Annotated in this window: 12 protein-coding genes and 1 pseudogene; 9 read left to right on the top strand and 4 right to left on the bottom strand. The window is 57.7% G+C overall.

Annotation, left to right across the window (positions count from 1 at the left end; translation table 11 throughout):
- From mntR to AC6I79_RS12840, 8 genes are all read left to right on the top strand, one after another.
- The gene (gene mntR / locus AC6I79_RS12875) at positions 1-459 is read left to right on the top strand and encodes a manganese-binding transcriptional regulator MntR (RefSeq protein ID WP_021508415.1); all 459 of its coding nucleotides are present in this window, start codon (positions 1-3) and stop codon (positions 457-459) included.
- A 21-nt stretch (positions 460-480) separates the two neighbouring features.
- On the top strand, positions 481-1,590 hold the full coding sequence (locus AC6I79_RS12870; protein WP_058769512.1) for an SLC13 family permease: 1,110 nt from the start codon (positions 481-483) through the stop codon (positions 1,588-1,590).
- A gap of 182 nt (positions 1,591-1,772) precedes the next feature.
- Complete coding sequence (locus AC6I79_RS12865; RefSeq protein WP_021508413.1) at positions 1,773-2,900, top strand: HlyD family secretion protein; 1,128 nt, start codon at positions 1,773-1,775, stop codon at positions 2,898-2,900.
- Positions 2,897-4,465, top strand: coding sequence for a DHA2 family efflux MFS transporter permease subunit (locus AC6I79_RS12860; protein ID WP_058775341.1), 1,569 nt, complete (start codon positions 2,897-2,899; stop codon positions 4,463-4,465). Before AC6I79_RS12865 ends, AC6I79_RS12860 begins: the two co-directional genes overlap by 4 nt.
- A 1-nt stretch (position 4,466) precedes the next feature.
- Positions 4,467-5,996, top strand: a complete 1,530-nt coding sequence (locus AC6I79_RS12855) for an efflux transporter outer membrane subunit (RefSeq protein WP_159378329.1) — start codon at positions 4,467-4,469, stop codon at positions 5,994-5,996.
- Positions 5,997-6,239: 243 nt separating this feature from the next.
- Positions 6,240-7,718 (top strand): sugar porter family MFS transporter, encoded by a 1,479-nt coding sequence (locus AC6I79_RS12850; protein ID WP_058757802.1) that lies wholly within the window; start codon positions 6,240-6,242, stop codon positions 7,716-7,718.
- A gap of 428 nt (positions 7,719-8,146) precedes the next feature.
- Positions 8,147-8,548, top strand: coding sequence for an H-NS family histone-like protein (locus AC6I79_RS12845; RefSeq protein WP_021508409.1), 402 nt, complete (start codon positions 8,147-8,149; stop codon positions 8,546-8,548).
- Positions 8,549-8,806: 258 nt separating this feature from the next.
- Positions 8,807-10,399: an ABC-F family ATPase gene (locus AC6I79_RS12840; protein WP_031279866.1), complete on the top strand. Its 1,593-nt coding sequence runs from the start codon at positions 8,807-8,809 to the stop codon at positions 10,397-10,399.
- Between the two features lie 100 nt (positions 10,400-10,499).
- On the opposite strand, the gene moeB is transcribed toward AC6I79_RS12840, so the two are convergent.
- The 4 genes and pseudogenes from moeB to AC6I79_RS12820 all read right to left on the bottom strand — a co-directional run bounded on the left by moeB (position 10,500) and on the right by AC6I79_RS12820 (position 13,804).
- The gene (moeB, locus tag AC6I79_RS12835; protein WP_159378328.1) at positions 10,500-11,261 is read right to left on the bottom strand and encodes a molybdopterin-synthase adenylyltransferase MoeB; all 762 of its coding nucleotides are present in this window, start codon (positions 11,259-11,261) and stop codon (positions 10,500-10,502) included.
- On the bottom strand, positions 11,261-12,496 hold the full coding sequence (gene moeA, locus AC6I79_RS12830) for a molybdopterin molybdotransferase MoeA (protein ID WP_315975539.1): 1,236 nt from the start codon (positions 12,494-12,496) through the stop codon (positions 11,261-11,263). The genes moeB and moeA overlap by 1 nt, the downstream gene beginning before the upstream one ends.
- Positions 12,497-12,665: 169 nt before the next feature.
- A complete protein-coding gene (locus AC6I79_RS12825) occupies positions 12,666-12,971 on the bottom strand; it encodes a contact-dependent growth inhibition system immunity protein (protein ID WP_021508405.1) in 306 nt (101 codons plus the stop codon).
- Positions 12,971-13,804: pseudogene (locus AC6I79_RS12820) on the bottom strand (RNase A-like domain-containing protein). The gene AC6I79_RS12825 and the pseudogene AC6I79_RS12820 overlap by 1 nt, the downstream one beginning before the upstream one ends.
- A 321-nt stretch (positions 13,805-14,125) precedes the next feature.
- Here AC6I79_RS12820 and AC6I79_RS12815 point away from each other — a divergent pair.
- Positions 14,126-15,085, top strand: coding sequence for an isoaspartyl peptidase/L-asparaginase family protein (locus AC6I79_RS12815; protein ID WP_159378326.1), 960 nt, complete (start codon positions 14,126-14,128; stop codon positions 15,083-15,085).
- Positions 15,086-15,094: the final 9 nt, after the last annotated feature.

Here is a 15,094-nt window from a genome sequence, read left to right as displayed (position 1 = left end):
ATGAGTCGTCGTGCGAAAAGCGCCACCCACATGCCCCAGGGGCCGCTGAAAGATATTGAGGAGCATGTCGAAGGATTTCGTCAGGTACGCGAAGCGCATCGCCGTGAGCTGATTGACGATTACGTTGAGTTAATCTCTGATTTAATTCGTGAATTTGGCGAGGCGCGCCAGGTCGACATGGCGGCACGTCTGGGCGTTTCGCAGCCGACCGTGGCCAAAATGCTGAAGCGTCTCAGTACCACCGGTCTGGTTGAGCAGGTGCCGTATCGCGGCGTGTTCCTCACCCCGGAAGGCGAAAAGCTGGCTGAAGCCAGCCGCGTGCGCCATCACATCGTTGAAACCTTTCTGCTGGCGCTGGGCGTCAGCCCGGAAACCGCCCGCCGGGATTCCGAAGGCCTCGAGCATCACGTCAGTGATGAAACCCTCGCCGTGTTCCAGAAATTTTACGAGAATCGCTAACCTACAAGGCCTTCTGCCATCATGCCCATCGTGCTTCGTTCCTTAATGCGTGACCGCGTTTTGCATTTACTGTTGCTGCTGGGCGTGATTCTGTTGCCGCTGGCGGATTACCGCTGGCCGCAGCTGCCCGCCGCCGTTGACTGGCACACCATCATGACGCTCACCGGTTTGCTGATGCTCACAAAAGGGCTGGAAAACAGCGGCTATTTTGATGTGCTCGGTGCGCGCCTGGCGCAGGGCTTCCAGCACGAACGCACGCTGGCGCTGTTTATGGTGTGTGCGGCGGCGCTGCTCTCGACCTTCCTGACCAATGATGTGGCGCTGTTTATCCTGGTGCCGCTTACGCTGACGCTGCGCAAGTTCTCGCGCCTGCCCATCTCCCGGCTGATCATCTTTGAAGCGCTGGCGGTCAACGCCGGCTCGTTGCTGACGCCGGTCGGCAACCCGCAAAACATCCTGCTGTGGAGCCACGGCACGCTCAGCGTGGCCGGTTTTATCGGTCAGATGGCGCCGCTGGCGGCGATGCTGATGCTGACGCTGGTGGTGCTGACGTGGTTTAGCTTCCCGGCGCGCAGCATTGAGAAGCATGATGCGCCAGGCAATCAGCAGTGGCAGAAACCGCTGTTTATCGTCAGCGTCCTGCTGTATGTGGTGTTTATCGTCGCGCTGGAGCTGAAACTCACCGGCTGGGCGCTGCTGCTGGTGGCGGGCTGTTTTCTGCTGATGGCGCGTCAGGTGCTGGCGACCATCGACTGGAGCCTGCTGCTGGTGTTCGTGGCGATGTTCATTGATGTCTTTTTACTGATGCACCTGCCGATTCTGCAGCCGCATTTTGCCGCCATCGGTCAGCTGGGCGAGGGCGGTATCTATCTGCTGGCGATTGGCCTGTCGCAGGTGATCAGCAACGTGCCGGCCACTATTCTGCTGTTACAAAAAGTCCCGCCTTCCGAAGTGCTGGCCTGGGCGGTGAATATCGGCGGCTTTGGCCTGCTGCCGGGATCGCTGGCCAACCTGATTGCGCTGCGCATGGCACAGGACGCCAAAGTGTGGTGGCGTTTCCATCTGTTTTCCCTGCCGATGCTTGCCTGGTCGATGCTGTGCGGCTGGCTGTTGTTACAGCTGCTGCGCTAACCCTGACCAACCTGTCCGCCTTTGCAAGACGCGCTGATTTATTAGCGCGTTAAGTGATGTGGCAGAAAATGCGTCGGATGTTAGCTTATGTAAAGTTACACTGGCATTTGTCAATTTCCCATCTAAGGTTAAGTTGACCGTTTCGCCCGGGGATCGGGATTACCAGCCAGTGATGACAAATTATGAGTGAAAACCACAATCCGCCATCCGCCGATGAGCAAAAAGACAACAACACGTCAGATTCCAGTCAGGATAACGAGCAATCACCCCGTAAACGCCCCGGCAAAAAGCCGCTGATCATTCTGGCGATTGTGGTGGTGATTATGCTGCTGGTGGGATTCTGGTTCTGGTTTAGCACGCGCAACATTGAAACCACCGACGATGCGTTCACCGAAGGCGATGCCGTGACCATCGCGCCCAAAGCGTCGGGCTACGTGGTGCAGCTGCTGGTAAAAGATAACCAGCGGGTGAAGAAAGGCGATCTGCTGGTGCTGATCGACCCGCGTGATAACGCCGCACAGCGCGATCAGGCCAAAGCACAGCTCGGTCTGGCGCAGGCGCAGCTGCATCAGGCGCAGGCGCAGCTGGCGCTGGCACGGGTGCAATATCCGGCGCAGCGCGATCAGGCGCTGGCCGACCAGGCGCGGGCGCAGGCCAATTTACTCAATGCGCAGGCGGATTACCGTCGTCAGCGCGGTGTTGACCCGCGCGCAACCTCGCAGCGCAACATTGATACCGCCGCTGCGCAGTTACGCTCGGCTGAAGCGCAGCTGCAGAGCGCCAAAGCGCAGGTCGAAGTGGCCTCGCAGGTGCAGTTGCAGATTCGTCAGCAGGAAACCAATGTCGAAGCGCGGCAGCAGCAGGTCGAGCAAGCCCGGGCTCAGCTCAACACTGCCGAGCTTAACCTCTCTTACACCGAAGTACGCGCGCCGTATGACGGTTTCGTCACCAAACGCAACGTGCAGCCCGGTACGCTGGTGCAGGCCGGCAGCGCGCTGTTTTCGCTGGTATCGCCGGATATCTGGATCACCGCCAACTTCAAAGAGTCGCAGCTGGCGCGCATGAATCCGGGCGATAAAGTGGAGATTGGCGTTGATGCCTGGCCGGACATGAAGCTGGAAGGGCACGTCGACAGCGTGCAGATGGGCTCCGGCTCGCGCTTCTCTACCTTCCCGGCCGAGAACGCCACCGGTAACTACGTGAAGATTGTGCAACGCGTGCCGGTGAAAATTGTGATTGATAAAGGACTCGACCCGAATCATCCGCTGCCGCTTGGCCTGTCGGTTGAACCGAAGGTGACGGTGGAATGAGTGCGAGCGAAAGCTGGCGTCCGGCCAGCAATCCCTGGCTGGTTGCCATCACGGTAACGCTGGCGGTGTTCATGGAAATTCTGGACACCACCATCGTTAACGTTGCGCTGCCGCACATCGCGGGGTCGCTGTCATCCAGCTACGATGAATCCACCTGGGTACTGACCTCCTATCTGGTTGCCAACGGCATTGTGCTGCCGATCTCGGCCTTTTTCAGCCGCCTGTTTGGGCGCAAGCAGTTCTTCCTGATCTGCATCGTGATGTTTACCATCTGCTCCTTCCTGTGCGGCATTGCCACCGAGCTGTGGCAAATCATTCTGTTCCGCGTACTGCAGGGCTTCTTCGGCGGCGGGCTGCAACCGGTGCAGCAGTCGGTGCTGCTGGATTACTTCAAGCCGGAAGATCGCGGCAAGGCTTTTGGCCTGTCATCGATTGCCATTATTGTCGCGCCGGTCATTGGCCCGACGCTCGGTGGCTGGATCACTGATAACTACAGCTGGCGCTGGGTGTTCTTTATTAATATTCCGGTGGGGATCCTCACGGTGCTGGCGATCTATCAGCTGCTGGAAGATCCGCCGTGGGAGCGCAAGTGGGAGAAGGGCCGGCTGAAAATCGACTATATCGGCATCAGCCTGATTACCCTGGGTCTCGGCTGTTTGCAGGTGTTTCTCGATCGCGGTGAAGACGAAGACTGGTTCGCCTCACACTTCATTCGCCTGTTTGCCATGCTGGCGGCCGTCGGCATCGTCGGTGCGGTTTACTGGCTGCTGTATGCGCGCAAGCCGGTGGTGGATATCACGGTGATGAAGGATCGCAACTTCTGGGTGGCCGGTCTGCTGATGGCGGGCATGGCGATGATTCTTTATGGCAGCTCGGTGGTGTTACCGCAGCTGGCGCAGCAGGATCTCGGTTATACCGCCACCTGGTCCGGGCTGGTGCTGTCGCCCGGCGCGGTGCTGATCGTGCTCACCATCCCGCTGGTGCTGAAGCTGATGCCGATTGTGCAGACGCGCTACATCATCGCCTTTGGCTTTACCTGTCTGGCGCTGGCCTTCTTCTATTCCAGCACCCTGACGCCCAACGTGGATTTCACCACGCTGGTGCTGATGCGCAGCGCGCAGTCGATTGGCCTCGGCTTCCTGTTTGTGCCGCTCACCACCATTGCCTTTATCACCGTGCCGCAGCGCCTGAATGCGGATGCCTCCGCGCTGTTCACCATGTTCCGTAACGTGGCCGGTTCGATCGGCATTTCGCTGGCCACTGCCGGCATCACCGAACGTGAACAGGTGCGATCGGCCCACATGGTGCACAACATGTCGCCGCTCAATGAGCAGTTCAACCTCACGCTGCAGCACTGGGCGCAGGCGATTCGTGACTTTACCAGCGCGGTGGGCGATCCGCTGACGCTGGCCAGCGGTCAGCTCTATCAGGAGATGATTGCCCAGGCGCGTATTCTGGCTTACATCGACGTGTTCATGGGACTGAGCATTGTCGCCGTGCTATTGATTCCTTTTTGTTGGTTGCTTTCGCCGATCAAAAGCGAAGGCAGTGCAGGAGCACATTAACATGATCACCTCTTCGCGCGTTACGCCGTCGCTGACGCTGCTGGCGCTGTCCATGCTGCTGGCGGGTTGTGCCGTCGGGCCCGATTATCAGCCGCCGCAGGCGCACACGCCCGGTAGCTACCGTGATTTGCCCTCTCAGGAAGCCTCAAAACCGCTGGCGTCCGCGACCAATCCCTCGTGGTGGAAAAGCTTTAACGACCCGCAGCTTGATAGCCTGATTGAGCGCGCCATCGCTGGCAACCTGACGCTGCAACAGTCGGTGCTGCGCATCGCCGGTGCGCGCGAACAGCTGGCGCAGGCGCGTGGCGGGCTGTTCCCGTCGCTTAACGGCTCGGCCAAAGTGACGCGTCAGCAGCTCGGCCTGAAAGGCATGCTGAAATCCAACGGGGTGTACGATCAGGTGGATGATGACGTAGCAGATCAGCTCAACGGTCTGACCCATTCGGTCACGCTGTATCAGGGCAGCTTTGACGCCAGCTGGGAACTGGATTTATGGGGCAAAGTACGACGCCAGATGGAGATGGCGGACGCGCAGCAGCAGGCGGCGATCGAGCAGCGTAACGATGCGCTGGTGTCGCTGGAAGCCGAGGTCGCGCGCGCGTATCTGCAGCTGCGCGGCGCGCAGGCGGTGCTGGCGACGTTGCAACAGCAGATCAACGTGGCGCAGCAAACCTGGGAGCTGACGCAAAGCCAGCAGCGTAACGGTCTGGCGCCACTCACCGACGTTGAGAATGCCCGTGCGCAGCTGGCCTCCCTTAACGCGCAGCTGCCACAGTATCAGGCCCAGGAACGTCAGGCGATGAACGGGCTGGCAGTGCTGCTGGGCAAAACGCCGGGCGCGCTGGATAACGAACTGATGAGCAGCAAAGCGCTGCCGGCGTTGCCGAAGCTGGTGGCGGTGGGCATTCCATCGACGCTGGCGCGCCGTCGTCCGGACATCCGCCAGGCTGAAGCGAATCTGCATGCGCAGACCGCCAATATCGGCGTATCAGTCGCGAACCTGTTCCCCAGCCTGTCGCTTACCGGGCAGCTGGGCGTGCGCAACACCGATGCCAGCTACCTTGACGACTGGAGCAGCCACTTCTTCAGCGTCGGCCCGGCGCTGTCGATCCCGATTTTTCAGGGCGGACGTCTGGTTTCCAGCGTGAAACTGGCGCGCGCGCAGCAGGCGAGTGCGGCGCTCGATTATCGCCAGACGGTATTGACGGCGCTGCAGGATGTGGAAAATGCGCTGGTCAGCTACCGCGCCGATCAGCAACAGGTTACCGCGCTGGATGAGACCACCGGCGCACTGCAGCGCGCCTTTGACCTCGCCAGTGACAGTTACAAACAGGGCATCTCCACCTTCCTTGAGGTGCTGGATGCCCAGCGCCAGCTGGCGCAGTCGCAGGCGCAATCCACCCAGGCGCGCATGCAAAGCGCGCTGGACCTGGTAGCGCTGTATAAAGCGCTGGGCGGCGGCTGGGAGCCGTATCAGCAGGTGACGCTGTCGGACTATGACGTCTTTGGTCCGGCCACCGCAGTCAATTAATCTGCCATCGCTGACCGCATTCACGGCGTGCGGTCAGCGCCTTACTTGAAATAAATATTCTCCCTTCTGTTTGTTGTGCAAAATTTGCACTGACTTCTCTGCGCCCTGAATCAGGTTGTGTGATCATTATCTCAATTAAAGGCAAAGATAATGACCCGTGGCGCAAAATTTAAATTTCATATTTATTCATTGTGGTGGAAATAATCTATTTTAAGGCTTCTTATCTCAGGAAAGGAGTTGGTTATGTCCCGCGAAACCTGGATGACGCCCAATCCGGCATCAGGGCCAAACAGTAGCACGCGCACCGAGCCTTTTGTGAAAGTCATTGCGCTGATTGCCACCCTCGGTGGTTTGCTGTTTGGCTACGATACCGGCGTGATCTCCGGCGCACTGTTATTCATGGGCGACGATCTGCATCTCACCCCATTTACCACCGGGCTAGTGACCAGCAGTCTGCTGTTCGGCGCGGCGTTTGGCGCACTGGCTTCCGGTCACTTTGCCGCCGCGGTCGGGCGGAGAAAAATTATTCTGGTACTGGCGATTATTTTTGCACTCGGCGCGCTGGGTACCGCACTGGCACCTGATGTCAGCTGGATGATTTTCTTCCGCCTGGTCCTTGGCGTGGCCGTGGGCGGTGCGTCCGCCACCGTACCGGTGTATATCGCCGAAATGGCACCAGCCAACAAACGGGGTCAGCTGGTGACCATGCAGGAGCTGATGATCGTTTCCGGCCAAATGCTGGCCTATATGTCGAACGCCGGCTTCAACGCAGCCTGGGGGGGCGACACGACCTGGCGCTGGATGCTGGCGGTCGCCACGCTGCCGGCGGTGCTGCTGTGGTTCGGGATGATGTTTATGCCGGACACGCCGCGCTGGTACGCCATGAAAGGCCGTCTCGCTGAGGCGCGCAAGGTGCTGGAACGCACCCGCGCGCGCGAAGACGTTGAGTGGGAGATGATGGAGATCGAAGAGACGCTGTCGGACGAGCAACAGCAGCGTCCGCGTCTGCGGGAACTGCGCCAGCCGTGGCTGATCAAACTGTTCCTGATCGGTATCGGTATTGCCGCCATCCAGCAACTGACCGGCGTAAATACCATCATGTACTACGCGCCGACTATGCTGAAAGCGGTGGGGATGAGCAATGACGCTGCGCTGTTTGCCACCATTGCCAATGGCGCGGTCTCGGTATTAATGACCTTTGTGGGGATCTGGCTGCTGGGGCGCATCGGTCGCCGCACCATGACGATGATAGGTCAGTTTGGTTGTACCGCCTGTCTGGTGTTTATTGGCACCGTCAGTTACCTGATGCCGGAAACAGTTAACGGTCAGCCGGATATCTTGCGCAGTTATATGGTGCTGTTGGGTATGCTGATGTTTCTGAGTTTCCAGCAGGGCGCGTTATCGCCGGTCACCTGGCTGCTGCTGTCAGAAATTTTCCCCACACGGTTACGCGGTATTTTTATGGGCGGCGCGGTATTTGCGTTGTGGATCGCCAATTTTCTTATTTCTCTGCTGTTCCCGGTTCTGCTGGCGTCGGTTGGCTTATCCGGCGCGTTCTTTATTTTCGCGCTGATTGGCATAGGCGGCGCGATTTTTGTTATTCGCTGGGTACCGGAAACACGCCATCGTTCGCTGGAGCAGATTGAACATTATTTGCACGACCGGCTGTCTGATGCGCCGGCGCCCCAGCTATTGCGACCGGCAGTGAAGAAAAGCGGATAACCACAGACATACGATTTTTGCATGATGGCCGGTTAACAACCGGCCTTTTTTTATTTATTTAATGGCAAAATGAGATATTGCTCGCATCTGTGACGCCAATGCCATCCGCGTTAAAAAGGATTTTACTTACACTATTAATGTTTTTTTACCTTTATGCTGACTACTGCCTCAGCGCACAATAAGCGCTAAACGCTTGTTTCCTACGCGTGAATAAGCAATGAAATCGATTCCAGTTCCAGCCGGTGGTACTGAACCGCTGATGTTAATTCACCGTTAATTCACGCCGCACATTGGGTTTAAACGCGCCTGCCAGGAATAGGCTAATCCATTCGGATTAATCCGGTCTGCAAAATTAATTTATTTTTTTATTTGAATTGGGTAATCTTGCCACTACAGTTTATTTACCCCCCTTAAGCAAGGACATTGTGATGAGTGACGCATTTAAAGTTCTGAACAACATTCGCACATTACGTGCACAGGCTCGTGAACTGCCACTGAGCGATCTGGAAGAAATTCTGGAAAAATTAACCGTCGTGGTGACTGAGCGCCGCGACGAAGTTGAAGCGGAAGAAGCGCAGAACCGCGAAAAAGAAGAGAAGCTGTCTAAATACCGTGAAATGCTGCTGGCAGACGGTATCGACCCGAACGAATTACTGGGTGCACTGGAAACCGGTAAAAAACGCGCCAAGCGTGCGCCGCGTCCGGCGAAATATTCTTACACCGACGAAAACGGTGAAGAGAAATCATGGACCGGTCAGGGCCGTACCCCAGCTGCGATTAAAAAAGCGCTGGATGCAGGTAAAAGCCTCGACAGCTTCCTGATCAAATAATCTGCACAATCCTTGTAAGCGGGAGCCGGAGGCGTCAGCGTCTCCGGCTTTTTTATTGGCCTCGCTCCGGGCACGGGCGGCGGTTCATTTCCCGCGCCGTGGATAACCTGTCCGGCACGGTCGCAATTATTTTACCTCTGGCAACAAGGTGTTCTCCGCCTTGCCTCTGCGTATCCGGGTGCAGAGGTGGCTCATCCAGGCCGCTTCTGGCATAATGCCCGCTGTTTTTTCCTCCACTGCGTAACAAAGGTCAATGCCGTGTTAGTTTCCAGCAATATCACTATGCAGTTCGGCAGTAAGCCACTGTTTGAGAATATCTCCGTTAAATTTGGCGGCGGTAATCGTTACGGTTTAATCGGTGCGAACGGCAGCGGTAAATCGACCTTCATGAAAATACTGGGCGGCGACCTGGTTCCGACTAACGGAAATGTTTCCCTCGACCCTAATGAGCGCATCGGTAAGCTTCGCCAGGATCAGTTTGCTTTCGAGCAATATAGCGTGCTGGATACCGTGATTATGGGGCACCAGGAATTGTGGGCGGTGAAGCAGGAGCGCGATCGCATATATGCATTGCCGGAAATGAGCGAAGAGGAAGGCTATAAAGTCGCCGACCTTGAGGTCGCCTACGGTGAAATGGACGGTTACAGTGCCGAATCACGCGCCGGAGAATTATTACTCGGCGTGGGCATTCCGGTGGAGCAGCATTACGGTCCGATGAGTGAAATTGCCCCAGGCTGGAAATTGCGTGTGCTGCTGGCGCAGGCATTATTTGCTAACCCGGATATTTTGTTACTCGACGAACCGACCAACAACCTGGATATTGACACCATTCGCTGGCTGGAGCAGGTGCTTAACGAACGTGACAGTACCATGATCATCATTTCGCATGACCGTCACTTCCTGAATATGGTGTGTACGCACATGGCGGATCTGGATTACGGTGAGCTGCGCGTTTATCCCGGCAATTATGACGAATATATGACGGCGGCGACCCAGGCGCGCGAGCGTTTATTAGCGGATAACGCCAAGAAGAAAGCACAAATTGCCGATCTGCAATCCTTCGTTAGCCGCTTTAGCGCCAACGCCTCAAAATCGCGTCAGGCCACCTCGCGCGCGAAGCAGATTGATAAAATCAAACTGGATGAGGTAAAAGCCTCCAGCCGTCAGAACCCTTATATTCGTTTCGAGCAGGATAAAAAGCTGTTCCGTAATGCGCTGGAAGTGGAAGCGCTGACCAAAGGATTTGATAACGGTCCGCTGTTTAAAAATCTTAACCTGCTGCTGGAAGTGGGTGAGAAACTGGCTATTCTCGGTGCCAACGGTATTGGTAAATCCACGCTGCTGAAAACGCTGGTTGGCGAACTGCAGCCGGATAGCGGCACGGTGAAATGGTCGGAGAATGCGCGCATTGGTTACTACGCGCAGGATCACGCCGAAGATTTTGCTGACGACCTGAGCGTGTTCGACTGGATGAGCCAGTGGAAGCAGGAAGGCGACGACGAGCAGGCGGTGCGCAGTATTCTTGGTCGTCTGCTGTTCAGCCACGACGACATCAAGAAGCCAGCAAAAGTGCTGTCCGGTGGTGAGAAGGGCCGCATGCTGTTTGGCAAGCTGATGATGCAGAAGCCAAACATCCTGGTGATGGACGAACCGACCAACCACCTGGATATGGAGTCGATCGAGTCACTGAACATGGCGCTGGAGATGTACGAAGGCACGCTGATTTTCGTCTCGCACGACCGTGAGTTCGTCAGCTCGCTGGCGACGCGCGTCATCGAGATGAAAGGCGATCGCATCGTTGACTTCACCGGCAACTACGAAGATTACCTGCGCAGCCAGGGCATCGTCTAACGGCGTAGCCGTTTAGCAGCCGCCCTCATCAGCGGCGCAACTTATCGCCTGATAAATTGCGCCGCTCAGCAATACCTGACGCTTATGTCACGCCCTGACGTTATTCCTCACGCTGGCCACACACTTCACACTGCGCATCCTGCGCCACTTTCAGGCTGCGAAACTCGGCGCTCATCGCATCGTACATCAGCAGTCGCGCGCTGGCCGGCTGGCCAAAGGCGCTCAGCACCTTCAGCGTTTCCATCGCCTGCATCGCACCTACCACGCCGACAAGCGGAGCCATTACGCCGGCTTCGACACAGCTCAGCGTCTGCTCGCCGAACAGGCGGCTGATGCAGCGATAGCAGGGCTCGCCGGGCTGCCAGGTAAATACGCTGAGCTGGCCTTCCATACGAATGGCGGCGCCGGAGATCAGCGGCACCCGATGCTGAAAACATCCGCGGTTCACCTGTTCGCGCGTGGTGACATTGTCGCTGCAGTCCAGCACCGCATCGTGACGCGCGATCAGTTCGCCGAGCGCGGCTTCATCCAGCTGCGCATCGATCGGCTCCAGCGTGCAGTGTGGATTGAGCGCCGCCAGCTGTTGACGGGCCGAGGCGACTTTTGCCATGCCGATGCGCTCATCGCTATGCAGAATCTGGCGCTGCAGATTACTCAGGCTGACGCGATCGAAATCCAGCAGCGTCAGATGACCGACGCCGGCGGCGGCAAGATAGGGCGCGGCGGCACAGCCCAGTCCGCCCAGGCCAACGATAAGCACCCGTGAGGCTTTTAGCCGTTCCTGGCCGTCGAAATCGAAGCCGCGCAGCACAATCTGCCGGTTGTAGCGCAGCATCTCTTCATCGCTCAGCTCTGTGTGCATTAGCCCTCCAGCAGGCTGTTGAAGGCCTCGACATCAACCCATTCGCCCGGCTCAACGTCACCGCGATCGCGCTCCAGCACAATAAAGCAGTCGGCCAGCGCAAAGGAACTGAACACATGCGAGCCCTGCGCACCGGTGCTGCGCACTTCCAGTACGCCATCATCGCCGCGACTGAGGATGCCGCGCTGAAAATCGAGCCGGCCCGGCGCTTTCTTCAGACGCTGCGTTGCGCGCGCGCGCTGGCGCAGCGGCATGATGCGCGTGGTCTGGCCGGTCAGCGTGGCCAGCAGCGGCTGCACCAGCTGATAGAAAGTCACAGCCGCCGACACCGGATTGCCCGGCAACCCGCAGAACCAGCTGTTGGCCAGACGGCCGAAGGCAAACGGCTTGCCGGGCTTGATCGCCAGCTTCCAGAAGGTAATCGCGCCCAGCTCTTCGAGCATCGCTTTGGTGAAATCCGCCTCGCCAACTGACACACCGCCGGTGCTGATCACCACGTCGGCCTGGCGATCGGCTTCGCTGAAGGCCTGGCGCAGCAACGCGGGATCGTCAGCGATCACGCCGAGGTCGATCACCTCGCAGCCAAGTTTGCGCAGCATCAGCGCCACGGTGAAGCGATTGGTGTCATAAATCTGGCCCTCAGCCAGCGGCTGGCCCACCGCCTGCAATTCGTCACCGGTGGAGAAAATGGCCACGCGCAGCTTACGCAGCACGCTGACCTCCGCAATACCCAGCGACGCCAGCAGCGGCAGCTCCGCGGCACCAAGCCGCACACCGGCATCCAGAACCTGCTTACCGGCCTGAATATCTTCCCCGATGCGGCGAATATTTTGCCCGGCACACACTGGCGCGGTGATAACAATGCCGCCGTCACGCGGTTCGGTTTGCTCCTGCATCACCACGGCGTCGCAGCCGGCCGGGACTGGTGCGCCGGTCATAATGCGAATCACGCTGCCGGCTGGCCACTCGCCATTAAACGGGGTGCCGGCAAACGCTTTGCCCGCTACCGGCAACACGCGGTCAGCGGACAGGTCGCTCAGGCGCAGCGCGTAGCCGTCCATCGCAGAGTTATCGAACGGCGGCACGTCCAGCGGCGAAATCACCGGCTTCGCGGTAATGCGCCCGGCGGCATCGGCCAGCGCGACGCTCAGGCAATCACTAATCGGTTGCAGCTGCTGCAGCATTTTCTGCTGCGCGTCTTCAAGGGAAATCAGTCCGGCGGTAAAAGGTTCCATGTCCATCTCTGTCGGGTTAAAGGCGAATGCTGCCTATTATGGTGGCTGTTGTCGGCTGAGTCACATGCGAGATCAAAGGGAATGGAAATTAGTGCGCGGTGACGAATCCGCCGGCGAACATGATTTGTTCAGACTGAAAGTGAGAGTCATGTTAACAACGGTGCTGACGTTATGATGTGAGTGCGGCAGATACTTTCTTATGCACCAGTGACAGAAACGCGCCCGCAGTGGTATCCCAGTTGGCCGGAACAAACTCTCTTTTATAGCGGTCACGGAAATCAGATTCGACGTCATCGCACTCTGCCAGAAACAGCTCGATGTCTGCCAGCATGGCGTGCAGGTTTCCTTTATGCGCTTCTCTGATATACGCCTCGATTTTGGGCTCGATCTCATCACCCGGTTCAAACAGGTCATAATCCTGCCCAAACCAGATGCCAATAAAATTATCCAGTTCACTGATACTGATACGGTCCATCATAACTCCGGGAAAGCGGTAATGATAAAGTAAGGTTTGCCGTTGTAGGGCTTAAAATCCAGTATGACGCGAACGGCGTAGCAGGTCTCAACCTCTTCACGCCCTTTACTCACGACTATACCAACCGGATGTGAAAAACGCCGACTCAGGCGCATACGGGCTTGCAAGCCTGGAGGGATATTTTTCACCCACATCTGAATTTGATGCTTATTATCTGCCAGCACCTTACTGATCAGTGCTTCCGCCTCGCTCAGAGACTTAAAGCTACTGGCCTCATCGAGACGAGGCCGGTTACGAAGCCTCTCCCGCAGCTCATCCGGCGTTTTGGCGATATGTCGCTCAATCGTGTGCCCACCGGGTGCTCACCCTGAGAGCGACTCATGCTCGGCGATTTTGACCCGCCCGGCACGCACCGCGATGACGTGCTCTGCTCCGGCTGCAAAGGCAAATGCCATCGGAATGGCGATATCTACCGTCAGGCCGACATTCATGGCGGTCTGATGGTCAGCGCCGAGCGATTCTGCGAGTGACACGGCCGAATTAAACGTGTCGGTAGCGACCTGTCTGCCAGTCCATATCTGGCGCAGGCTGGCCTGAAGCGTGTCGAGACCGTGAGTGCCGACAAAGACGCAGCCAGCTTTGGTCAGCATGGTGGGCTCAGGCACGACGCACAGCGCGCCAGCACCAAAAAGCTCAATCACCCCGCCAGCGAGCCCGAGCCCTCCGAAAATGCGGTTGCTGGTCGTTTCACCCTCGCTGACGCTGCGATCTGAAAGGACGGCTGCCAGCTGCACCGGGGAGAGTGCAATCCTTACCCCTTTTTCATCTTCCACTGAATATTCCTTTTCATGAATGGGCCTTTAACTTACCCGATTTTTAACCGGCACTGAAGCCACACAAAAGGTAAGGGCGAATAAGTTGCTCACTGCCTTTTCGGTGCCAGAGAGAAGCGCGCCAGTCATAATGTTAAGGTTGCTGCGTTCTCACCCTTAATTCACAAAAAAGCATAATCCACATTAAAAGGTTATGACCGCTGATACACTTTCTGCTTTACAAGCAGGGAGGGGCTTTCTATAGTCGAAAATTGCCAAAAAAAGATGAAAACCATTCTAAATCAGTGTTTTTGGCTCTGATTCCTTGACAGGGTAACGGTTATGGCTAAAGCAGTTATCGCAATTCACGGCGGCGCCGGCGCGATTACGCGTGCGGCAATGAGCGCCGAAAAAGAGCAGCTCTATCGTCAGCAACTGGCCGCGATTGTCAGCGCCGGCCAGCAGATTCTGGCCAGCGGCGGAAGCGCGCTGGATGCCGTGACCGAAGCGGTACGGCTGCTGGAAGAGTGCCCGCTGTTCAATGCCGGCAGAGGTGCCGTGTTCACCCATCAGGGCACCCATGAACTGGATGCCAGCCTGATGGATGGCCGTACGCTGGATATTGGCGCCGTCGCTGGCGTCAGCCGTATCCGCAATCCGATTCTTGCCGCGCGTAAAGTGCTGGAAGCCAGTCCGCACGTGCTCTTTATTGGCAGCGGGGCGGAAGCCTTTGCCGCGCAACAGGGGCTGACGCCGGTCGAGCCTGATTTCTTCTCGACGCCAGAACGCTGGGAGCAACTGCAGCGCGCGCTGGGCAGCGAACAAATGCTGCTGGATCATGATGGCGCGGCGCAGGGGAGCGATCCGCTGGACCCGGATCGCAAATTTGGCACCGTGGGCGCGGTGGCGCTCGATTTGCAGGGTAATCTGGCGGCCGCCACCTCCACCGGCGGCATGACCAACAAGCAGGCGGGCCGCGTCGGCGATTCACCGCTGGCGGGCGCCGGCTGCTATGCCAACAACGCCACCGTGGCGGTCTCCTGTACCGGTACCGGCGAAGTGTTTATTCGTACGCTGGCGGCTTACGATGTCTCAGCGCAGATGGAATATGGCGGTCGTTCGCTGCAACAGGCCACCGCCAGCGTGATTCATGACAAAGTGCAGGAGCTGGAGGGCAGCGGCGGGCTGATAGCCGTTGATGCCCACGGCAACGTGGCGCTGCCGTTTAACAGCGAAGGCATGTACCGCGGATTCGCTTATGTGGGCGGCGAAGTTGAGGTGGCGATTTATCGCGACAGCTAAGGAGCAGGC

Source organism: gamma proteobacterium symbiont of Scutellera amethystina (assembly GCF_059730845.1).
Note: the sequence above shows the minus strand (reverse complement) of the source record. Positions and strands in the feature narration are given on the sequence as shown.

Bases quoted from the DNA above. Each gene is read 5' to 3' on its own strand.
- mntR (WP_021508415.1), top strand. From the start codon at position 1: ATGAGTCGTCGTGCGAAAAGCGCCACCCACATGCCCCAGGGGCCGCTG.
- AC6I79_RS12870 (WP_058769512.1), top strand. From the start codon at position 481: ATGCCCATCGTGCTTCGTTCCTTAATGCGTGACCGCGTTTTGCATTTA.
- AC6I79_RS12865 (WP_021508413.1), top strand. From the start codon at position 1,773: ATGAGTGAAAACCACAATCCGCCATCCGCCGATGAGCAAAAAGACAAC.
- AC6I79_RS12860 (WP_058775341.1), top strand. From the start codon at position 2,897: ATGAGTGCGAGCGAAAGCTGGCGTCCGGCCAGCAATCCCTGGCTGGTT.
- AC6I79_RS12855 (WP_159378329.1), top strand. From the start codon at position 4,467: ATGATCACCTCTTCGCGCGTTACGCCGTCGCTGACGCTGCTGGCGCTG.
- AC6I79_RS12850 (WP_058757802.1), top strand. From the start codon at position 6,240: ATGTCCCGCGAAACCTGGATGACGCCCAATCCGGCATCAGGGCCAAAC.
- AC6I79_RS12845 (WP_021508409.1), top strand. From the start codon at position 8,147: ATGAGTGACGCATTTAAAGTTCTGAACAACATTCGCACATTACGTGCA.
- moeB (WP_159378328.1), bottom strand. From the start codon at position 11,261: ATGCACACAGAGCTGAGCGATGAAGAGATGCTGCGCTACAACCGGCAG.
- moeA (WP_315975539.1), bottom strand. From the start codon at position 12,496: ATGGAACCTTTTACCGCCGGACTGATTTCCCTTGAAGACGCGCAGCAG.
- AC6I79_RS12825 (WP_021508405.1), bottom strand. From the start codon at position 12,971: ATGGACCGTATCAGTATCAGTGAACTGGATAATTTTATTGGCATCTGG.
- AC6I79_RS12815 (WP_159378326.1), top strand. From the start codon at position 14,126: ATGGCTAAAGCAGTTATCGCAATTCACGGCGGCGCCGGCGCGATTACG.